Source organism: Paenibacillus plantiphilus (genome assembly GCF_927798095.1).
In the GTDB taxonomy this organism is placed as follows: Bacteria; Bacillota; Bacilli; order Paenibacillales; family Paenibacillaceae; genus Paenibacillus_Z; species Paenibacillus_Z plantiphilus.
Genome location: NZ_CAKMMF010000020.1, coordinates 28890 through 49924 on the forward strand (window position 1 = coordinate 28890; position 21035 = coordinate 49924).

Annotated in this window: 24 protein-coding genes and 3 pseudogenes; 23 read left to right on the plus strand and 4 right to left on the minus strand. The window is 50.4% G+C overall.

The genetic code is table 11. The features are described 5' to 3' along the window. Positions 1-755 precede the first annotated feature (755 nt). Genes L6H65_RS17255 through L6H65_RS17305 form a run of 12 tightly spaced genes read left to right on the plus strand, consistent with a single transcriptional unit; the run spans position 756 to position 9362 of the window. A complete protein-coding gene (locus tag L6H65_RS17255; RefSeq protein WP_236343872.1) occupies positions 756-2819 on the plus strand; it encodes a hypothetical protein in 2064 nt (687 codons plus the stop codon). Further along, the gene (locus tag L6H65_RS17260; protein ID WP_236343874.1) at positions 2819-3541 is read left to right on the plus strand and encodes a LysM peptidoglycan-binding domain-containing protein; all 723 of its coding nucleotides are present in this window, start codon (positions 2819-2821) and stop codon (positions 3539-3541) included. The genes L6H65_RS17255 and L6H65_RS17260 overlap by 1 nt, the downstream gene beginning before the upstream one ends. A gap of 3 nt (positions 3542-3544) precedes the next feature. Further along, positions 3545-4573, plus strand: a complete 1029-nt coding sequence (locus tag L6H65_RS17265) for an XkdQ/YqbQ family protein (protein ID WP_236343876.1) — start codon at positions 3545-3547, stop codon at positions 4571-4573. Further along, complete coding sequence (locus tag L6H65_RS17270; RefSeq protein ID WP_307728359.1) at positions 4518-4817, plus strand: DUF2577 domain-containing protein; 300 nt, start codon at positions 4518-4520, stop codon at positions 4815-4817. Before L6H65_RS17265 ends, L6H65_RS17270 begins: the two co-directional genes overlap by 56 nt. Next, entirely contained in the window at positions 4817-5218 is a 402-nt protein-coding gene (locus L6H65_RS17275; protein ID WP_236343877.1) for a DUF2634 domain-containing protein, read from the plus strand. Before L6H65_RS17270 ends, L6H65_RS17275 begins: the two co-directional genes overlap by 1 nt. Then, positions 5211-6272: a baseplate J/gp47 family protein gene (locus tag L6H65_RS17280; protein WP_236343878.1), complete on the plus strand. Its 1062-nt coding sequence runs from the start codon at positions 5211-5213 to the stop codon at positions 6270-6272. Before L6H65_RS17275 ends, L6H65_RS17280 begins: the two co-directional genes overlap by 8 nt. Further along, complete coding sequence (locus L6H65_RS17285) at positions 6265-6822, plus strand: YmfQ family protein (RefSeq protein ID WP_236343880.1); 558 nt, start codon at positions 6265-6267, stop codon at positions 6820-6822. Before L6H65_RS17280 ends, L6H65_RS17285 begins: the two co-directional genes overlap by 8 nt. Positions 6823-6838: 16 nt before the next feature. Continuing rightward, entirely contained in the window at positions 6839-7636 is a 798-nt protein-coding gene (locus L6H65_RS17290; protein ID WP_236343882.1) for a gp53-like domain-containing protein, read from the plus strand. A 4-nt stretch (positions 7637-7640) separates the two neighbouring features. Further along, positions 7641-7979, plus strand: a complete 339-nt coding sequence (locus L6H65_RS17295; RefSeq protein WP_236343883.1) for a hypothetical protein — start codon at positions 7641-7643, stop codon at positions 7977-7979. Then, on the plus strand, positions 7979-8092 hold the full coding sequence (locus tag L6H65_RS26515; protein ID WP_253074660.1) for a CD1375 family protein: 114 nt from the start codon (positions 7979-7981) through the stop codon (positions 8090-8092). The genes L6H65_RS17295 and L6H65_RS26515 overlap by 1 nt, the downstream gene beginning before the upstream one ends. A 33-nt stretch (positions 8093-8125) precedes the next feature. Further along, entirely contained in the window at positions 8126-8611 is a 486-nt protein-coding gene (locus tag L6H65_RS17300) for a phage holin family protein (protein ID WP_236343885.1), read from the plus strand. Next, the gene (locus L6H65_RS17305; RefSeq protein WP_236343886.1) at positions 8583-9362 is read left to right on the plus strand and encodes a M15 family metallopeptidase; all 780 of its coding nucleotides are present in this window, start codon (positions 8583-8585) and stop codon (positions 9360-9362) included. The genes L6H65_RS17300 and L6H65_RS17305 overlap by 29 nt, the downstream gene beginning before the upstream one ends. A 69-nt stretch (positions 9363-9431) precedes the next feature. On the opposite strand, the pseudogene L6H65_RS17310 reads toward L6H65_RS17305, so the two are convergent. The 3 pseudogenes from L6H65_RS17310 to L6H65_RS17320 form a co-directional block, all read right to left on the minus strand. Further along, positions 9432-9800, minus strand: a pseudogene (locus tag L6H65_RS17310) (PhnE/PtxC family ABC transporter permease); the annotation flags it as partial. Between the two features lie 212 nt (positions 9801-10012). Then, positions 10013-10601 (minus strand): annotated as a pseudogene (phnC, locus tag L6H65_RS17315) (phosphonate ABC transporter ATP-binding protein); the annotation flags it as partial. A 154-nt stretch (positions 10602-10755) separates the two neighbouring features. Beyond that, positions 10756-11107, minus strand: a pseudogene (locus tag L6H65_RS17320) (PhnD/SsuA/transferrin family substrate-binding protein); the annotation flags it as partial. Between the two features lie 140 nt (positions 11108-11247). Here L6H65_RS17320 and L6H65_RS17325 point away from each other — a divergent pair. From L6H65_RS17325 to L6H65_RS17350, 6 genes are all read left to right on the plus strand, one after another. Then, complete coding sequence (locus tag L6H65_RS17325) at positions 11248-12858, plus strand: bifunctional metallophosphatase/5'-nucleotidase (RefSeq protein ID WP_236343887.1); 1611 nt, start codon at positions 11248-11250, stop codon at positions 12856-12858. An 18-nt stretch (positions 12859-12876) separates the two neighbouring features. Next, positions 12877-13587 carry an HAD family hydrolase gene (locus L6H65_RS17330; RefSeq protein WP_236343889.1) on the plus strand — a complete coding sequence of 237 codons (711 nt, stop codon included), beginning with the start codon at positions 12877-12879 and terminating at the stop codon, positions 13585-13587. 262 nt (positions 13588-13849) lie between these two features. Beyond that, entirely contained in the window at positions 13850-14206 is a 357-nt protein-coding gene (locus L6H65_RS17335) for a hypothetical protein (protein WP_236343891.1), read from the plus strand. 276 nt (positions 14207-14482) lie between these two features. After that, positions 14483-14977: a cation:proton antiporter regulatory subunit gene (locus tag L6H65_RS17340; RefSeq protein WP_236343892.1), complete on the plus strand. Its 495-nt coding sequence runs from the start codon at positions 14483-14485 to the stop codon at positions 14975-14977. A gap of 4 nt (positions 14978-14981) precedes the next feature. After that, positions 14982-16196, plus strand: a complete 1215-nt coding sequence (locus L6H65_RS17345; RefSeq protein WP_236343893.1) for a cation:proton antiporter — start codon at positions 14982-14984, stop codon at positions 16194-16196. Positions 16197-16252: 56 nt separating this feature from the next. Continuing rightward, a complete protein-coding gene (locus L6H65_RS17350) occupies positions 16253-16834 on the plus strand; it encodes a YitT family protein (RefSeq protein ID WP_236343895.1) in 582 nt (193 codons plus the stop codon). A 195-nt stretch (positions 16835-17029) separates the two neighbouring features. Here L6H65_RS17350 and L6H65_RS17355 read toward each other — a convergent pair whose 3' ends face one another. Then, positions 17030-17395, minus strand: a complete 366-nt coding sequence (locus L6H65_RS17355; protein WP_236343897.1) for a winged helix-turn-helix transcriptional regulator — start codon at positions 17393-17395, stop codon at positions 17030-17032. Positions 17396-17544: 149 nt separating this feature from the next. On the opposite strand from L6H65_RS17355, the gene L6H65_RS17360 reads away from it, so the two are divergent. The 5 genes from L6H65_RS17360 to L6H65_RS17380 all read left to right on the plus strand — a co-directional run bounded on the left by L6H65_RS17360 (position 17545) and on the right by L6H65_RS17380 (position 21001). After that, a complete protein-coding gene (locus L6H65_RS17360; RefSeq protein ID WP_236343899.1) occupies positions 17545-18144 on the plus strand; it encodes a nitroreductase family protein in 600 nt (199 codons plus the stop codon). 274 nt (positions 18145-18418) lie between these two features. Next, positions 18419-19189 carry a hypothetical protein gene (locus L6H65_RS17365; RefSeq protein ID WP_236343901.1) on the plus strand — a complete coding sequence of 257 codons (771 nt, stop codon included), beginning with the start codon at positions 18419-18421 and terminating at the stop codon, positions 19187-19189. A gap of 3 nt (positions 19190-19192) precedes the next feature. Then, positions 19193-19567, plus strand: a complete 375-nt coding sequence (locus L6H65_RS17370; RefSeq protein ID WP_236343902.1) for a GntR family transcriptional regulator — start codon at positions 19193-19195, stop codon at positions 19565-19567. Positions 19568-19591: 24 nt separating this feature from the next. Further along, a complete protein-coding gene (locus L6H65_RS17375; protein WP_236343904.1) occupies positions 19592-20332 on the plus strand; it encodes an ATP-binding cassette domain-containing protein in 741 nt (246 codons plus the stop codon). Positions 20333-20371: 39 nt separating this feature from the next. Continuing rightward, positions 20372-21001, plus strand: coding sequence for a TVP38/TMEM64 family protein (locus tag L6H65_RS17380; RefSeq protein ID WP_236343906.1), 630 nt, complete (start codon positions 20372-20374; stop codon positions 20999-21001). Positions 21002-21035 lie beyond the last annotated feature (34 nt).

Below are 21035 nucleotides of genomic sequence, written 5' to 3' on the forward strand. Positions count from 1 at the left end.
CTCAGAAGAAGCCGAGGCGCAGGTAATGAAGCGAGAATAGCAGATGGTGAGGCGCGGATAGCAGCTGATGGAGCGTGGATAGTAGATGGTGGACGAAGTGCACAGCCATCCTCGCTCCACTTTTACGCGCTGTAACACCGAATTTCAGGCTTACGGCTGCGGATGAAGTGGATTTTAGAGCACTTCGTCCGCTGTAAGGTGGTTTTTCAGCTTTACAGCCATCCTCGTCCCACTTTTACGCGCTGTAACACCGAATTTCAAGCTTACGGAGGTGGACGAAGTGGATTTTAGAGCACTTCGTCCGCTGTAAGGTGGTTTTTCAGCTTTACAGCCATCCTCGTCCCACTTTTACGCGCTGTAACACCGAATTTCAGGCTTACGGCTGCGGACGAAGTGGATTTTAGAGCACATTGCCCGCTGTAAGGTGGTTTTTCAGCTTTACAGCCATCCTCGCTCCACTTTTTACGCGCTGTAACACCGAATTTCAGGCTTACGGCTGCGGACGAAGTGGATTTTAGAGCACTTCGCCTGCTGTAAGGTGGTTTTTCAGCTTTACAGCCATCCTCGTTCCATTTTTACGCGCTGTAACACCGAATTTCAAGCTTACGGAGGCGGAAAAAGTGGATTTTGCGGCACTTCGCCCGCCCGCTGTAAGGTCGGTTTATTAAGGCAGGAATGTGCTGCTGGTCATACTTATTTAATGGATTCTGCGCCCCGCGAGGGGCGCATTTACTTTATAGGGAAGGAGGGGGATTATGAATTCCATCCTATCGGGCCTCGCGGCATACAATAGCCTGGTTATCGTGCTGACGGAAGTGAATCAGCAGTTGGAGCGGGCGGTTCAAAGTGCCAACCTGCTTGGAGCCGCGATGGAGCGGATAACAGGGCACCAGCAGCTGCAGGCAGGGTTGCAACGTATCGCCGTATTGGAGGAAGAGATCAAGAAGTTGCAGGATGAGCTTAATAATAAAGTAGACGAAGGCGCGAATAAAGTTGAGGACATGGTTAACGCGTTCAAGAAGGTCGGCGCCATCATACAAGCCATCATACCAACGGGAGCAGCAGCGATCGCCGGGGCGATGAGCCAGGATCAGATTAAGGCGAAGTTTATTGCCAGAACCGGAAACAAGGATGCAGGCAGCGCCTTGTATGAACGGCTTAAGCAAGAAATAGTCGCTTCAGGGGGCAATGTCAATGAATCGATGAAAGGGATAATGGCGCTTCTTCCGATTACAAAGGACGCGGAGTTTCTGTCTAAGCTCAACGATATGGCGCAGCGGCTGGCCGCGTTTGATCCCGCTGGAGGTGGCGAAGCCGAGGCGTTCTCCCAGCTTGCGGAGGCGATGAAAGGAGACATGGGAGCACTGTCGGGGCGCTTCGATCTGTCAGCCTTGGATGAACTTGGGAAGGCGCCGCAGAACAACCCTGAAGCAATCATCGCTGCGATTAATAAAGCGATGGAAAGCAGCAATATGGGCCAGGCCAATTATGAGATGGTAATGGAAAGTCCGCTTCAGCAGCTAAGCGCATTGAGCAACAATTTCAATACCGCTCTGTCGAATGCCGGCACCAGTGCTATGGAGGCATTGGCTCCAGTCATCGCAATGCTGCTCGATGGTTTCCAAGCTGGCAAATTCCAGCCTTTCTTCGATGTGCTGAGTATAGGGCTGTATAACATTATTGGACTCGGCGCATGGCTGATCGAGGTTGCCTATAATATTTATTCCTTCTTTGCTTCATGGGGTCTAGTGGAGCCTATACTATGGGGCATTATAATTGCATTGGTCGCTTGGCGGGCACAGTCGCTTTATGTAGCGGCGGCAGAGGGCATAAAGGCATTCGCATTGGGCAGCAGCACGGCTGCAATGGTTATACAACAGTTCACCGCATATGGTCTTAGAGCGGCTTGGGTGGCGCTCAATCAAGCGATGGGGAAAAATATATTCATTCTCATTGCTGCCGCCATTATCGGCTTGATTATATGGCTGTACAATCTGTGGAATACCAATGACCAGTTCGCGGCTGCATTAATGCGTGCTTGGAATGGCATTATGAACTTCGTCGGTTTATTGGTCCCTTTTTTCTGGCAGCTTGCCGTATGGATGCTGACCCCTTTTGTATGGTGGGCGGGAAGTATTGGAAAAGTATACGATGGTGTCATTAATAGCATTATTGACGGCATCAATTCCGTATTATCGATCATTAATCTGGTTACGGGATCCAGCTATAAAATTCAGGCGAAATTCAATATGGAGGACATTGCCAAGGACGTACTGGAGTTCGCCGAAAACAAAAAAGATGAGGCATTTGAAACAGCGGCAAAAAATGCTGCGGAACGCGACGCGAAAGTGAATAAGATGATTAGTGACCGAAAGGCAGAGCAAGCAGCGAAGGAAGCCGAGAGTGCAGCGAAAAAGAACCCTAATGACGCATATAACGAAATGAATGGACCCGCAGACGCAGGCGCTAAAGCAAGCGCAGGGCCCGGTGCTGGCATGGGCGCTGGCGCAGGAGCCGGTGCAGGTGGCGGCCTTGGCGGTGGCGGAATGGCAGGCGGTGGCGGCAATATTGCCCGCGTAGACGAGGTTGGCTCAGTCGGCAGCATTGACGAGAAGGTAGATATATCCAGCGAGGATCTTCAGATGATGCGCGATTTGGCTGAGATGAACAGCATCCAGAACTTCGTGACGCTTACGCCAACAGTACAGGTAACTACAGGTCCCATTACGAAGGAAATGGATGTTAGCGACATGCTGGTGAAGATCGAACAGGCGATGGAGAGGGAAATTACCTCTTCGGCGGAAAGGGCGTATGGCTAATGGGAATAATCGTACCGGCCTATCAAATGTCGCTTAGCTATAACAATCAGAAAGAGGCGATCACTTTCCCTGTTCTGCCGGAGAAGCTTGGTTTGAATCGGAAGGGCAGCGGTAAAACCCATGATATTGTAGGCATTGGTGAAGTGAATGTTATCGGCAATCGTGAGCTTGCGGAAATTAGCTTCGAGAGCTTTTTTCCCGCGCAGGCATACAGCTTTGTTACTTATCCCGAAAGCGGGAGCAAGGCGACCGAGCCAGAGAGTGGGAATCGACTGCTGCCAGCGATCGAGTTTGTGAACTTTATTGCCAGATGGCAGGATAGCCCCTATCCTAGCCGATTCATCTTTACCGGTCCCAACTTCCCGATCAACCTGCCTGTAAGTATTACGAAGTTCGACCGCTGGGAGGTTGCGGGCCAACCGGGAGACATTTATTTTAACATCACAATGAAAGAATATGTGTTTCATTCCGCGCAGAAAATTAAGGTGATTACGGGTAAGGACGGCAAAAAGAATGCGAAGACCGAAGATCCGAAACGTTCGGATGACAGAGCCCGTCCAGCCACTTATACCATTAAAGCCGGTGATACGTTGATTGGCATCGCCAGGCTCATTCTGAACGATGACAAGCGCTGGCGCGAGCTGCAGAAGCTCAACGGCATAACGGACAAGCAGGTGCGGACATTGAAGATTGGATCTGTCATTAAGATCCCAAAGGACTGATGGATGATGCTTGAGATCATATTGGACGATAGAGGGGGGAAGCTGTGGAACATCTCGCAGCTTGTCACGCAGATATCGTGGAAGACGAGCCGCAAAGGGAAGGCTGGCAGTCTGGATATGACCTTTATTAAAGGAAGCGTGGGTCAGGACAGGAATTTCAACTGTACGCCAGGCAATATTCTGCGGGTGAAAGTAAAGGGGTTCAATCTGTTCTACGGCTATATCTTTGCCATTGATTCCAGTGACAAGGAAACGGTGAAGATCATGGCCTATGATCAGATTCGGTATCTCATGAACAAGGATGTCAGCGCCTTCGAGGATGCAACGGCAACCGAAATCATCAAGGGGATTGCCGAGAAATTCAACATTAGGGTTGGTGAATTGGCGGATACCGTTCATCGTATCCCAAGCATGCTGGAGGATAACAAGCAGCTTATTGATACGATTATTAAGGCGCTCGACGAGACGTTGACAGCCACGGAGGAAATTTTTATCCTGTATGATGATTTCGGCTCCCTGACCTTGCGCAATGCCAAGGATATGATCGTAGCGCATTCCGTTGGCGAAGGAAGTCAGCTTATGAGCTATTCGCACAAAATTTCCATTGATTCCGATACCTTTAATTACATGAAATTCGTGCAGGACAACAAGAAGACAGGGAAACGCGATGTCTATGTGCTGAAGGATAGCGGGAATGTCGCCAAATGGGGGCAGCTGCAATTTTACCGGGTCGTGGATGAGAAGATGAACAAGGCTCAGATTGAGGAGCTTATTGACAATGTGATGAGGATGAAGAACAGGGAGACGAGGACGCTTAGTGTTGACGCGTTCGGAGATTTGACGGTTCGTGCAGGCTGTTATGTTCATATTAACATTGAGGAGCTGGAGATGAGCCAGCTTTTTATTGTGAATGAATGCACGCATGATTTTGACGGCAATGAGCATAAGATGAAGCTGCAATTGGAGGTGTATAGTCGTGTCGATCGTGGACCAGATCAGAAAGATCAGCAATACTACACATATCGTATCTGACCCCGTAGTGGTCATGCAAGGAATCGTGATTTCAATCCATCCTCTGGAAGTGAATGTCGAGCAGCGACTGTCACTGAAGGAGGTTTTTTTAGTTGTGCCAGAGCGATTGACGGAGTACAAGGTCACGCTGAGCAGCGGAGAAGAGCTGGTTATTCGGGAAGGTTTGGGCGTGGGCGACAAGGTGCTGCTCATGCGAGTACAGGGCGGACAGCAGTTCATTGTTCTGGATAGGGTGGTGGGGTAATGATTCCGCAGGGTGGATTCCCGCTGGAGGGCGTGGTTCAAACGCTGGAGCAGGCTAGCCGAACCTACAAGCTTCATTATGAGGATAGGCGAATTGTCGGTTATATAGATGGCATAGATGCCGTCAAGCAAGCGGTATTCAAAATATTGCAGACAACCCGTGGCGATCACTACATCTACAATTATGATTACGGTTTTCAGTCTATGCTCTATTTGGATGCCGCTGCATTCCAGGTGGAGATGAGCCGCCAGCTCGTAGAGGCATTGCTGCAGGATGACCGCATTCTATCTGTAGACAACATCGTGTTTTCCTTCGATGGGGACAGTGCATTAATTACGTTCACGGTGGTATCGACATTCGGTACATTCGAAGCTTCAAAGGGGGTGAGTGCAAATGTATGAGGAACAATCATTCGAGGCCATCATGGAACGGCAGCTTGACCGGATTCCAGTTGAACTCGACAAACGGCAGGGCAGCATCATATATGATGCGCTGGCGCCCGCTGCTTGGGAGCTTACGCTATTGTATGGGGAGCTGGAGCGGCAGGTAAAATTGAAGTTTGCCGCAGAATCTGCCGGCGAGGACCTGGATAAGGCTGTAGCATGGTCGGGCATTAAGCGGAAAACAGCGACAAAGGCTCAGTTTCTGGGGATTTTCGAGGATAACAGCCATGCTCCTTTCGATGTCCCGATTGGCAGCCGATTCTCCATATCGAGTTTGAACTACAAAGTAACGGAGAAGCTCGCGGAAGGACAATTCAAGCTGGAGTGCGAGACAGCGGGCGCTGCTGGCAATGAAGTGTTCGGCAGTCTGCTGCCGCTGGACTATATTGCTGGCATGGCCTATGCGCAGCTGTCCCAGTTGCTGCTTCCAGGCGAGGATGAAGAGTCTGATGAGCAGCTGCTTGAACGTTACCAGGACAAGATTTCACGGCCGATTACGAGCGGCAATCGCTATCAATACGAGCAGTGGGCGCGCGAGGTGAATGGTGTCAGCAAGGCAAAGGCTTTTCCGTTGTGGAACGGTCCGGGGACGGTGAAGGTAGCCTTATTGGGCAGTGATATGCAAGCACCGCCTTCGGCTGTTGTTGATGCTGTTCAGTCCTATATCGATCCTTCGCAGGATGGAATGGGCGAGGGTGTGGCTCCTATTGGAGCCGTCGCGACTATTGTCGGGGCGGTTGAGGTGCCGATTCATGTTGAGGTAGATGTAACCCTTGCAAGCGGGGCTGTATTAAGCCAGGTGAAGGCACAGTTGGAGCTTGGGCTAAGAGAATACTTGAAAACATTGGCATTCGCTGATCCGCTCGTTCGATATACACGCATTGCCAACGTCATTCTGGACATTCCCCCGATCATCGATTATACGAATCTGACGGTTAATGGCGGGACGGGCAATATGGAGATCGATCCGGGGGCTGTTGCCATTCTGGGGACGGTGACCGTGAATGAGTAAGGTAGAGGAGCTTAGAGATTCTCTTCCGTCCTATTACGACGAAATTATGGAGATGCAGGCGATAACCGCAGCCGAAGGCGAGGAGCTTGATACTGTAGCCGCTGAGGTAGAGAGGCTTCCGCAGCAATTTCATCCAGAGACAGCTACGACGGCTATGCCTTTGTGGGAGCGAGAGCTGGGCATTCCGCAGGATGCAGGGAAGCCGCTGGATCAGCGCCGTTCGGTCGTCATCTCCAAGATGCGCGGCAGCGGCACGGTAACGAGAGCGATGATTGAGAATGTGGCGGTCGCCTATGACAAGGGTGAAGTAGAAGTAAGCGAGGATACGGAAAATTATAAGGTGATGGTCACCTTTATAAGCACCCGGGGCGTCCCCGCCAACTTGTCCGATATTAGGAAGGCCATATTGGATATTATGCCGGCGCATCTGGCCGTTGAATTTATTTTCACGTATCTCACCTTCGGCGAGCTCGATGAATCGGGTATGACCTTCGGCGATATTGAAGCCGCAGGCATTACGTTCGAGCAGTTGGAGAAGAGACATCTATAATAGGGAGGGATTACGGTTGGAGACATTGCCAAGCGGAATGAAGAAATATGAAGCCAATGACAACGCGACAGTCGAGAATTTCAATGCCAACGCGGATCTGCTCGATGAGAAGCTTTCGGAGCTTGATGAGCATGTGTCGGCGGCAGACGGTCATGGTGCAACGAGTGCGGCGACTGCTGGCCGTATTGCGCTGCGCGATGCCAATGGAAGGTTTAAAGTTGGGGCACCAAGCGCAGCGGATGATGTGGCAACAAAGGGATATGTTGATACCGAAGATGCAAACATGGCCAAGACAAATATTGATAATCACTTCAGTGCATCCCAAAGTGTGGGGGGAACGTTAACAGCTGAAATGGTCTATGCGGTACGCGCAGGCTTGCCGTTACAGGTGCTATGGAACACGCTAGATAATGTGGCGTTACGATCCAGCGTTAACGCTGGGTTTTATAATCTGCAAAATGTTCCTACAAACAATATTGCAGGTGGGTTTTATAACGATTTACTCAAAATTCCAGTCGATGGCTCTGAAATGTATACCGGGGCGGGACATAAAGTTTGGCATGAGGGTAACGCACCATCGAGTACTTGGTATCAAAGATTTCCAGACGGCAAGATCCTCCAATACACTAACGTAAATAGTGCCAGCGGAGGCTATGTCACATTCCCAGTCGTCTTCAATGAACTGCAAGCAATACTGATAACACTTAACGCCAATGGATACGCATATTACACTGACGCTACAAACTTCGGCTTTAACGTCCACCACACAGGCGGCGGTGTGCGTAATTTATCATATTTAGCGATAGGGAGGTAGACTCATGAAATATTATGTTGATTTTAACGAGCGAGGGAGTATAACGGGATTTTATGTGGACGAGATCCACGGTGAAAACATCCCAGAGGAGGCCATTCCGATTACTGTCGAGCAATGGCAAACCTACAGCGGCGCTGCTAGCCTGTATAAACTGGACGAAGAGACGATCCGGCTCAAGACAGAGCAGGAGCTTGCCGACGAGGCGGCGGCGTTGCCTCCTGCGCCAAAGTCTCCTGAGCAGCAGCGCATTGAACAACTGGAGGCTGACAACGTCTCATTGATGACTGCTATGGCGGACATCTACGAACAGCTAATAACGCTGCAATCAGGAGGTGCGTCCTAGTGGCTGCAGTTTACTTTAGATTGATCCAACTTGGTATCAAGACGCTTGACGATGTGCCGGATCGGGACAAGGCTGCTGTATTAGCTTTACTAAATCAAGAGGGCTCCGCATAGCGGGGCCTTTTCTATTAGAGGGGAGGGGTTAAGGTGGATCATTTGAAAAAATACGGAATTAACCTTGTAACAGCAGCTATCGGCACATCAGGCAAGGAGGCGACGATAGGCGGCTATATTGCGGCTGCTGGCGTATTTTTGAGCGGCTTACTCGGAGGATGGGATCAGGCATTGGGGATATTGCTTGCTCTTATGGTAGTTGATTACGCAACCGGAGTTCTTGGAGCCGCTAAAAACAAGAACCTCAACAGCGATATCATGTATTGGGGCGGCATCCGCAAGATCGTCGTTCTGGTAGTGGTTGGCTTAGGTGCAATGATTGATAATTGGATTCAACCGGGGGCGCCGATCTTCCGCACAGCCGCTATTTATTTCTACACTGGGCGTGAGGGACTGTCGGTTATCGAAAATCTGGGCACGATTGGCGTACCATTGCCGCGTGCAATTCATGACTTTCTGACACAGCTCAATGGGAAAGGAAAGGATACGGATGCTGACTCTGGATCAAGTAAAAAGTAAATCAGCCAAACGCCTCACAGGTCTTCATCCCGTCGTACTGGCAGCAGCGGACAAGCTGATTGAAAGGGCCTTTGCGCGCGGCGTGTCCATTATCATTACCCAAGGGCTCCGCACAATTGAATATCAGAATGAGCTTTACGCACAGGGGCGGACGAAGCCTGGCCCGATCGTCACGAATGCCAAGGGCGGGCGAAGTTTCCATAACTATGGTGTGGCGATTGATTTTGCGTTGCTGCTGCCCGATGGACGCAGCTGCTCTTGGGATATGACGCGGGATGGCAACGGGAATAAACAGAAGGATTGGATAGAGGTCGTCGATGAAGCCAAGAAGCTTGGCTTTGAGTGGGGCGGGGATTGGCCGCATTTCCGAGACTACCCCCACTTGCAGATGACGTTTGGCCTTACGATCAATGATTACGCTGCCGGCAGGAGGCCCAAGCCGACAGCGCCACTACCGACAGAAGGAGCTGTGAAGCCAGTGACCGTGAACATCACTGTAACGAAAGAGAAACTCGAAGCGCTGGAGGAGCGGATAGCGGCACTAGAGGCCGCCAACCATAGAGCGGCAGTGCTTGAACCGCTGCGGAAACGCTTGGAAACTCTCGAAGAACAGCATAGCATGTCCATTCCCCATTGGGCGGAGAAAGCCGTATCCGCTGCAGTAGGCGCAAACCTGATCGATATGACGGATAACGGGAGCTTTGACTTCTACAGACTGCTGACCGTACTCTATCGCAAAGGCTTGCTGTAATTCAGTCTGTTGAGACTACCCTTCAATCATGCCTGAATCAGGCTCGTTTGCTCGCCATCGAACGGTCCTTTACGTGATCCTCCTCCGAATGGCGCCGGAGACCAAGTCGATCAAAGTAATCATCACAATGATTCTGAGCAAAATGATGCCTACCCGATCCCAGTCCCGCGAGCTCTGCGCGAAGATGAGCGGCGCGCCGATGCCGCCTGCCCCGATTATGCCGAGAATAGTTGCGGAGCGGACATTAATCTCGAACCGATAGAGCGTATAGGACAGGAACCCTGGGAGCACCTGTGGAATGACCGCGAACCACATTACCTGCCAATAGCTGGCTCCGACAGCCACCAACGCCTCTATCGGTCCCCGATCTATATTCTCCACCTCTTCGGCGAACAGCTTGCCCAGCATCCCTACGGAATGCAGGCCTAGCGCGAGCACCGAAGGTGGAGTCGGTATTGACAGCACTTCCCCAGAGGATGAGCGCAATGATTCCCGCGGTCAAATAATGCTGTAGCTTCCCCGGAGGTTTCGGACGCTCCCATCGCGCAGCAGCATTGTTGTTCATACCGCAGACTCCCTAACCCTAAACCTGCTTCTAGTCCTGACTCAATCCCAATTCCCAGCTGTTCATCATGGCCAATAGGACGGCCAATGCCCAGCTCTTGATTGATCCTCTTGAGATCGTCCATAACCTGTTTCGTTGTCAGGGGATCAAGCGATGCTGCTGGCTCGTCGGCTAGTATAATCTTGGCTTCCTGTGCCAGCACGCGGGCAATGGCTACGCGCTGCTGCTGACCGCCGGACAGTTCGTCTGCCCGTGAGTAGGACTTGTCCACGGTATTCACCCGATCCAGCGCCTGAAAGGCGATATCCAGCTCTCTCTCGGGGAACATACCCGAGATGGTCCGCAGTGTGGAATGATAGCCGACGCGTCCGGCAAGCACATTGCGAAGGACGGAGGACCGCTACCAGATAGAAGCTCTGGAAGATCATCCCGATATTGCGGCGGATCGCCCGCAGCTGCTTGCCGCTCGCCCTCGTGATTGAGTTTCCATCAATTAGAATGTCCCCCTCTGTAATATCGTGAAGCCGATTAATAGCGTGCAGCAGCGTCGATTTGCCTGCTCCCTACAGCCCGACAATCGCGATAAACTCTCCGCTGGCAATGGATAGATTGATGCTGTTCAGACCCTTGGTTCCATTGGGATAGGTTTTGGATATGTTGCGAATTTCGATCATAGCCGTATATCATTCCTTTTGTAAGAGTTTCATAGAACAAGTACAGCCAGCACAAGTGTGGGAACACTCGACTGGCTGCAGGAAGGCCATTGTTCGGGGGAATTGCAAACGTTGGCACTAAGGGGTGCTACTCGGTTTTAACTTTTTGCCCGTATTAGCGAACAACCTCGAAGATGCTGTCCTCGGACTTCACATAGCCTTCATGGGAATAGATTTCTTTAATAATCGCGCGACCTGCAGGTCGAGTCCGATATCAATGAATGCCTGCTGAATTTTCGCGGACCACGCTATCAACTGCATTGTCCATCATGATCGCAGCAGGCCATACGAAGCCAGCGGATGAGGTGACATTCTGGTAGGCGATTTTTTTTGCCCTTCAGGTCGGCTACAGCTTGAATCGGAGAATCTTTCTTTACGATAATCATCGATTTGTAGAAATCGACGAGTTGGTCTGTCGGAGCGCCAGTCGTGTCTTCAACACCGAAGCGCTGAGCTTGCAGGATTACTACTCTAACTATAAGGATGGAATATTAACTGTCCGTAAGATGCCCGATAATGTTTTGTAAATCCCGATATAGATCTGTCATGCAAGTCTGTACCTGCTAGAATGTAGAGATACTAGAAGCTGGAGAGAAGGAGCAATAGGATGGAAAAGCGGAGCGCTGCGGCGCATGTGGTGGATATTCTGGTTACGAGCGATATACACGGGCACATATATCCGACGGATTACCGCACTCGCGAGGTTCGGGATATGGGCCTTGCCAAAGCGGCGACGATTATCCGGCGCGAGCGGCTTGTCTCGCCTCAATTGCTGCTCGTGGACAATGGCGACCTGATTCAAGGCTCGCCGCAAGCTTATTATTACGCTCGCAAGCAGGGAGACAGGCCGCATCCTGCGGTTGTCGTGCTGAATGAGCTTCAATATGATGCTGCCGTGCTAGGCAATCATGAATTCAATTATGGCCTTGATGCGCTGCGCACAATTGTGCGCGATTCGCGCTTCCCATGGCTGTCAGCCGGCATTACGGATGACAAGAGCAATGAACCTGCATTCGGCATGCCATATATAACGAAGGTGGTGGGCGATGGAATCAAGGTCGCGATTCTTGGTATAACGACACATTTTATACCGAATTGGGAGAACCCGCTGCATATCGAGGACCTGAGCTTTGCCGATGCGCTGGAGACGACGCGCACCTGGGTGGCTCGCATCCGGGAGGAAGAGAATCCGCAACTGCTCGTTGTGTCCTATCATGGCGGGTTCGAGCGCAATCTCGCTACGGGGCTGCCGGAGGGCAGGGGGACAAGTGAGAATCAGGCCTATGCGATGTGTACGGAGGTTGAGGGCATTGATGTGTTGATTACCGGTCATCAGCATCGCTCGCTTGCGGCTGAAGTGAATGGCGTAACGATTATTCAGCCGGGCTGCAATGGAGGAGCAGTAGGGAAGGTCAGTGTCGAATTCGCAGATGTGGAAGGGCAATGGACGATTGCCGCGAAGAAGGCGGAGCTTCTTCGTGTCGATCATACGATTGCGCCGGATGAAGCGGTGCTGGAGCTGACGCGGGACATGGAGTCAGAGACGCAAGCGTGGCTGGATCAGCAGATTGGCCAAGTTGTCGGGGATATGACGATAACTAGTCCGCTGGAATGCCGGAGAGCGGATCATCCGTTCATCGCCTTTATTAACAAGGTGCAGATGGAAATAGCCGGAGTCGAGCTGTCGCATACAGCTCTGCTCAATCATGAATCGGAAGGGTTTGGATCGATTATTACGATGCGGGATATTCTGACAAACTTTATGTACCCCAATACGCTTACTGTATTGCGGCTGACCGGCAGCGACATTCGGGAGGCGCTGGAGCAGACTGCCGCCTACTTCAGAGTGGAAGCGGGCGGAGCTCTTGGCGTGAATCCCTCGTATATTGAGCCCAAGTTATTGCATTACAACTATGATATGTGGGCGGGCATCGAGTACGAGCTGGATGTTTCCAGACCAATTGGGGAGCGGGTTGTTAAGCTGATGGGCAGCAAGGGACAGCCGATTGAGCCCGATGGGCACTATGATGTCGTTATGAACAGCTATCGGGCTTCCGGGGGCGGAGATTATGACATGTACAGGGGCAAGCCGGTCGTGAAAGAGATAGATATTGATATGTCGGAGCTGATAGCAGATAATATTATTCAGAGAAAGATTATCTATGCAGAGAGAAGCAGCCGTTGGAAGGTTGTGATCGATACTGCAGAGCATGAATAGACTGAGAGGATGAAGGACGTGTACCAAACTTATATTTTTGACCTATACGGAACTTTAATAGATATTGAGACGGATGAGAATTGTCCGCGCCTATGGGATGCAATGATGCATCATTTCCGTTATAAAGGGATGGAGACTACCGCAGACGAGCTGAAGCGGCTTGTTGACGAGGAAGTGGAGCGTCAATTGTCCGAGGAACGGAAGAAATGCGAGGTTCCCGATTTCGTAATGGAGGAAGTGCTGGCAGAGGTTGCCTCCAAGCTGAATGGCAAGCCGTCGAAGGCTTGGCTGGAAGAAACGGTCAGATGGTTCCGTACTGTGTCCATGCGCCATATTGCCCTATATGATGGCGTTGTAGAAATATTGGAGAGCCTGAGAGCGAAGGGCAAGAAGGTATACCTGCTGTCCAACGGACAGAAAACCTTCATTGAAGCGGAATTGAAGAGACTGGGCATCTACAAGCTGTTTCACGGTATTGCGATCTCATCCGAGGCTAAGCTGAGCAAGCCGGACCCGCTCTTCTATCAATATCTCTCCCGCACATACGGGGCAGATCTATCCTCGGCGATTATGATCGGGAACGATCCGAGAACAGATTTGGAAGGCGCGAGAAGGATCGGGATCGACGCCTGCTATCTCCACACCGCCTCTTCTCCTGACAATATGAAGGTGGAGAGCAAGTTCCAAATCTGGGACGGCGATCTGCGTCAAATTCCAGGCTGGGCTTAAATAATTGGGAAGCACTACCAAGGAGGGTGACATTCGGCATCCCTCCCTTTTTTGTATGTGTGCGTTGCATGGGGACACTGGAAGGCTGCGCCCCATAGCTGCTCATTCAAGCGCCGGATATCGTATTTACCCACTAAATAACACGCCTTGTATGCCTGTTTTTATATTGATATCCCTAATATTTGCAACCCCAAATGTTTGAGTTAAGCGTCGATTTATGGTATAATTTCGTTATATTCGTGAGAAAAGGAGGTGAAGTTGCATGTTATCTCGTGATATCTCGTCTAATCGTTCGTTTTCTCTTGTTTTAATTGTTGTGTTTATGGTTTTTGCTATGCCGACTCCGATAGTCGAGTCTTATGTCAGTGAAACGACACGCGTAATACTGACACAAGGCATTGAGAATAAAGTAAACAAGGTCGTCTTACGTAAGCACATCGTGCCGGAAGGGCTTCGATTAGCTGCGCTTTTCTCTGCGTTATCTTTCCTCTTGGTCGCCATGATCAGAGCTACGTGGGGCTCGTTATTGGAGACTCATCTCACGTTCTACCCTCAGATTGCCCGCCGATTAACGCGGCTGCTTCTCTCCCCTATTAAGAAAACTTCCGTATTTGTGTAGCTGTTCGAGGTCCCTTCATTCATTGATCCATTAAGCTTGGCTGTTTTCGGTATTTTTCGATAGATCGCAATTTTTTCGGCTAACGATCACCGGTTTCTTTGTGCTACCTATCTAGTCCAGTCCAATCTAAGCAATGAGCGTTCTCTGTTTCGTTTTGTGAAAAAAACGACAGTCGAAGTTCTGTTTGCTCATGCCCAAAATAGGAAATCATAAGAAGGGACTCGTTCTGTTGAGTCTCTAAACCAAATTTGAATACAAAGCAGGAGGTTTATATAGATGACAATCCGTGAAACTGATCTCCCTGGAATTGGGAAGAAATTTCAAGTTACAACAAGAGGTGGCGACAAGCTGGTCATCGTCGTCCATGATGATGGCAGACGGGAATGTTACCACTTTGATCCTGAGAATCCGGATGATACGGTCTCTATCGTTACACTGGATGATGATGAAGCGCGGATGGTTGCCGCTATTATTGGCGGGATGACCTACAAGCCGCGGGCGCTGGAGACGATCGAGGTGGCGCTTGACGATCTTATTATTGAATGGTATCGGGTCGAGCCGGAGTACAAATGCGTGGGCAAAACAATCGGCGAGCTGAACGTGCGCCAAATCTCTGGAGCGACCATTATCGCTATTGTCGGGAAGCAGCAATCCAAGCAAATTAATCCGGGGCCGGATGTGGTCATTAAAGCAGAAGCAACGCTAATTGTTGCAGGCGAGAGGGGGCAGCAGAAGCTTTTCAAAAACATTATGATGAACGGATGTGAATGAGCGCATGAACTATATCGTATTTGAAATCGGAATTGCAATCGGGCTCATAGCGCTTGCGGGCTTATTGTCAGCCAAGCTGCGTTTTTCAGTTATTCCCTTCTATATATTGGTCGGCATGGCGGTGGGACCGCATTCCTTCGAATTCTGGCATATCGATCTGCGATTTATCGAGAGTCAGCCGTTTATCGAATTTCTCGGCCGTATCGGAGTTCTGTTCCTGTTGTTCTATCTGGGACTTGAATTCTCTGTAGGCCGCTTGATCAAATCTGGCAAATCCATTGCAGTTGGCGGCACGATCTACATCCTCATCAACTTTACGCTTGGTCTGGTTTTCGGCTGGGTGGCCGGATTCCCGCTGCTGGAGCTGCTAATTATTGCGGGTATTACAACGATATCCTCCAGTGCGATTGCAGCTAAGGTCCTTGTCGATCTGAAGCGGACCGCCAACCCGGAGACAGAGATGATTCTGGGCATTATTATGTTTGAGGATGTGTTCCTCGCCATCTATATTTCGATTTTATCCGGTCTTATCCTCAGCGGCTCCACCTCGCTTGGCGGCATTGCCATGTCCGCGCTGCTTGCGCTTGGCTTCATGCTGCTGGTCCTTATTATCGGACGCAAGGCGGTTCCACTGCTCAACCGAATGCTGAATATTCGTTCCAATGAGCTGTTCCTGCTCGTTATCTTCGCGATTCTGTTTATTATCGCGGGCTTCTCTGAGACGATTCATGTTGCGGAAGCGATAGGAGCGCTGCTTGTTGGTCTTGTGCTTGCCGAAACCGAGCATATGAAACGAATTGAGCATTTGATCCTGCCATTTCGCGACTTCTTCGGAGCGATCTTCTTCTTCAGCTTTGGTCTGACGATTGATCCGACAACGCTCGGCGGGGCAGTATGGCTATCGATTGGGGCAGTGGTATTAACGCTGATCGGAAACTTCGCTGCAGGCATGTGGGCGGGACATAGTGCGGGCTTGTCGGCAAAAGCATCCGTGAATATCGGCTTTACCATTGTGGCGCGCGGTGAATTCTCGATTATTATGGCTAATTTGGCCAAAGCAGGAGGCCTGCTGCCGATCGTTCAGCCTTTTGCCGCTTTGTATGTGCTCATTCTGGCGGTTCTGGGGCCGCTGCTAACGAAGGAAACCAAATCGATCTATAAGCTGCTGAATTGGATCTTTCGCTTTAAGGATAAGCGAGTCAACGCGCAGAAACATTGAACCTTACTGCATTCATAGGAAGGAGCTTCTAAACCACTGGTGAGGAGGAATTCACAATGAGACATGTACAGGAATCAATATGGAGCAAAGGAATGGTGATACAGCGAAGTGGAAGCGGCTCGGCTGCTGTCGGATTGGCATTGCTGATCACGCTTGGGATGTCGGCAGGTCTAGAAGGGCTTGCCGGTCCCAAAGGGACTGCAGCGGCAGGAATTATGCAGTCAGCGGCCACATATGTCATAGTGCTCGGATTAGCCTTTGTCGCCGCGTACCATCTGGCGAAACGGTCGTCCTCGACACGAATGATGCAGATCAGCAGCATGTATGCTGATGAAATCGACGAAGCTATAAGACAGACGATCAACCGTGAGGTGGTGCGTGTAGCGAGCAGAAGCATAGGGGACGGGGAGATGCAGCACACGATGCAGATGCTGATCTACAGGCTTGAGGAGCGGACGGTCAAGGATCTCATTCAATCGATTGATCCTGATGCCATTGTCAGTGTTATCCCGATGCACCGCTGGAGGCAAATGAACGAGGATGCCTCCAAGCCGGAGTCGAGAACAAGGGCTAAGCTGCAGCGATCCGACAGAATGCCGCCTGTATCGAAGTACGGCAATAAATTCACAGACGGTTAAGCGGCCGCAGCCAGCACGGGTAAGATATTGAACAGCCTTATCGGCTGCCAGCGATAAGGTTAGAGATACTGAGCAGCCGCAGCTGATGTCAGCGATAAGGTTATTGATATTGAACAGCCGTATCGGCTACCAGCGATATGGTTAAAGATACCGTCCGTCATAGAGAAGAGGCCTTCAACTGATGAGAAGGCCTCTTTATTGCTGTTTATCGACGTGGTCATCGTTCGAAGGGACGAGCGGGTCGTCCAGCCACTTTTGCCCCCACGTGCTCATCTCGATCATCACATTGCGGAAATCAATGCCCCTCTGCGTCAAGGCATATTCAACAGTTACAGGAATAGTGGGATACACCTGGCGGCTGATTATTTCGTTCTTCAGCAGATGTCTGAGTGTATCGGACAACGCCTTGGAGCTTACATGATTCAATTGACGCTGAAGCTCATTATATCGTTTCGTACCTGTGAATAATTGCGTGATAACGAGAAAAGACCATTTGCCGCCAAATATATTCAGCACCTTCATGACATGCAAGGAACAAATGCCTTCTTTAAAATCCTCCATTGCAATCACCCCTGTTACAAATAGTAAGCAAGTTAATTATTTTTTACAACATATAAAAATATTGCGTACTTTACAGTATAAAGTATAGGAATTAAAATAACAACGTGAAAAGGAATCACTAATTCTACAATTCGGAGGAGATTAAACCTATGGCTAACGACTTTTTGACTGCTATTAGCGAAAGACGCAGCATTTATACGATCAGCAAAGAATCGACGATATCAGACGAGCGTATTCTGGAAATCGTACAGGAAACAGTGAAGCACTCGCCTTCCGCATTCAACTCGCAGAGCTCAAGATTGGTTGTTCTTCTAGGTGAGCAGCATGATAAGCTGTGGGATCTGACTACCGATATTCTGAAAGCCATCGTGCCAGCCGATCAGTTCGAAGCGACGAAGCAAAGAATGGATGGGTTCCGCAACGGGTATGGAACTGTACTGTTCTTCGAAGACCAATCTGTAGTGGAGCAGTTGCAAGCTGGCTTCCCAACGTATCAGGATCGTTTCCCGGTATGGTCGGAGCATACGAGCGCCATTCATCAATTCGTTCTCTGGACTGCTCTTGAGCAAGAAGGCTTGGGAGCAAGCCTCCAGCACTATAACCCGCTTATCGATGAGAAGGTTAGGGCGGAATGGAGCTTGCCAGCAAGCTGGCAGCTCGTAGCCCAGCTTCCATTCGGCAAGCCGACTGCTCCTGCAGGCGAGAAAACGTTCCAGCCGCTTGAAGACCGCGTGAAGCTGTTCAAATAATAGGAGATGGGGCTGTTCTGCGGTTATTGATCGCTGAACAGCCCCATCGACGTTGTGCTTCCTCATGCGCGATGCCTCCAATATAAGAGCAGCGGTCAAGCGCGGTTCCTCCGCGCGAAACTCACTGCCCATAGAATTCTGCCATCCGCATATGATCATTGCGGGTGGTTTTTTATTGCCAATTTTTAGTTGACAGAATTATTGTTACAGTGTACTATTCAACTAGTACACAAATACAAGTGCTATGCATGTGCAAATAAGAGGGGGAATGTACGTGAAGATGTGGTGGAGTTTGTTCAAGAGGGAGATCAGCTTCGGAACGGAGATGGTACGATCTCAGCAGGCATTGGTCGTCTTAGGATTTATTCTGATGATATTGTCCGCCTATCTGGGCTACTATTTCAAGTCGGGCGCGGTGAGTAAGATTTGGCTGTTCATTATTTATTTTCAAGTGCTGGCTCCTGTGCTCTATATGGTGAGAAGCTTGAATAAAGAACGGGAGCGCTCGCCATTGTGGTATCAATTGCCGATGTCAGGGTGGAAGCTGCTGTCTGCCAAGTATGCAGCTGCTGTGCTGGAGCTGATAGTTGGATTCGCTGCAGCACTCTCCATGTTTCTGGTCGTCTATAAGCTTGAGACATCACAGGAGGACTGGCTCAAGGGAAGCGGTTTTCCGTTTGAAGAAGCAGCATATTTCTACGGCTTGCTACAGGGCGAGGGCTGGTTGTGGATTGTAGCAACCGGAATTATAGCTGCCATGCTTGCTCTTCTGGTTGTGAATATTTATTTTATCGCGATGGTGATGTCAAGCAGGGTTGGACGTTGGATGGGGTGGCTCCTGTCGCTTCTAATAGTGAGCGCCTATGTGGCACTTCATATTAGCTTTGAGATGACGGAGGTTTATAGCGTGCTGGTTGAATGGGTCAGCCTTGGAGGTGCGGGTGAGGATCCTATCTACGCGGGCGAACTGCTCTGGAGTGCGCTGAATCTGGCCGTGCTGGTCTATATTCCGGCTTGGCTGCTGGATCGTAAAGTGGAGGTGTAGCATATGGTTGAACAATTCTCCAGCACGCAGCCGATTTATATGCAATTAGTGCAGCGGGTTTGTCGGCAGATTGTGCGCAATGAAGTACAGCCTGGTGAGAAGCTGCCCTCTGTCCGGGATTTGGCGGTTCAATTCGGGGTCAATCCTAATACGGTGCAGCGGGTCAATATGGAGCTGGAGCGGATGGGCATTATTGAGAGCCGCAGAGGGCAAGGAATGTTCGTCACAGAGGATCAGCCTAGACTTATTATGATGCGGGAGCAGCTCAAGGAGGAGCTGGTCACAAGATTTGCCGACGAAATGCGGGATGTGGGTTTCACAGATGAGGAGATTGTCGCCAGTGTTCGATCCCATCTGGAGAAGAGTCCCGATCAATAGATCGCTCAGAGGAGGCTGTATAGAATGACAGGTCAACCCAATAGCGCGGATGCAGTTGTTGTATTCGAAGGAGTGGGAAAGAAATTTATCGGCCGTACAGCGGTCAGCAATATGAGCTTCACAATTCCGAAGGGGCAGATTATCGGTGTAATTGGAATTAACGGGAGCGGAAAGTCAACCGTTCTGAAGCTGATGGCAGGCCTGCAGAAGCCGTCTGGGGGGCGGGTGCTCGTCAATGGACAGACGGCTAATCGCCTAAGCTGCAGAGATGTAGCCTTTCTACCGGAGCAGGATGTGTTCTATTCGGCGCATACGGTGAGAAGGACGCTTGATTTCTACAGGGTTATGTTCCAGGACTTCAACATTGCAAAAGCGCTCAGCATCGCGGAATCCTTCGAGCTGGATCTGGACCAGAGGATCGCCAAGCTGTCCAAGGGAAATCGCGCGCGTCTAAAAATCGTGCTCGCATTATCTCGACAGACACCCTTGGTTGTGATGGATGAGCCGCTGTCCGGTCTTGATCCGCTGGTGCGTGAGTCGATTATCAAGAGCCTGATTGCGAATGTGGATATGGAGCGCCAAACGTTGGTTATGAGCACGCATGAGGTAGGAGAGATCGAGCCGCTGCTGGATAAAGTGATGCTGATTCATGAGGGCGAGGTGCGTGGCTATGAGGCGGTTGAAGATATCCAATCGGAGTACGGGATTGGCCTTGTCAGCTGGATGAGAGAGCTAAGTGGTGAGCGCCGCCGAGATGGTATATGATAGAGGGTAAAGAACACGGGAAACAGGTGTATGCCAGCTATGAGTATTTCGGATCTATTATCTTATATGACAGAAGACAATCTGAAGCAGTTGTTGGAGCAGTATCGTTCTTTTGGTCCTCTGCCGGGTGTTCTTCTGACCTTTATGAAGTCGTTTGTTCCACCACTGCCTACGATTGTCATTGTAGGTGTGAATGCAGCTGTATACGGATTATGGCTCGGATTTCTCTACTCCTGGATCGGCATGGTGTGCGGCTGCATGGTCACTTTCCTGATTGTGCGCCGTGTATCCGGACATCCCTTCCTGGAGCGATGGGCACAGAAGCCCAAGGTGCAGAAGAGCATGGTATGGGTTCGCCGCAATGCGTTCAGCTATGTGTTTCTGCTCAGTATATTTCCGGTAGGTCCATTTGTCGTCATTAATATGGCTGCCGCACTCGCACGGATGCAGATTCGTTCCTTTCTGATTGCGATCCTGTTCGGCAAGGCGATAATGGTTCTGTCTGTATCCTTCATAGGACATGATCTTGCCCGATTCATCCATCGTCCAATCGAGCTTGTCTATGTTCTGCTCTTCGTCGGCATATCGCTGTGGATCAGCAAGCGAATAGAAACGCGGTTTACAAGGGCAGGCGGCGAGTTGGAACAAGCAAGCGGGCTGGATAAGTAAAAGCAAATGCTGAAGGTTTGGTTGAAGAGGTATC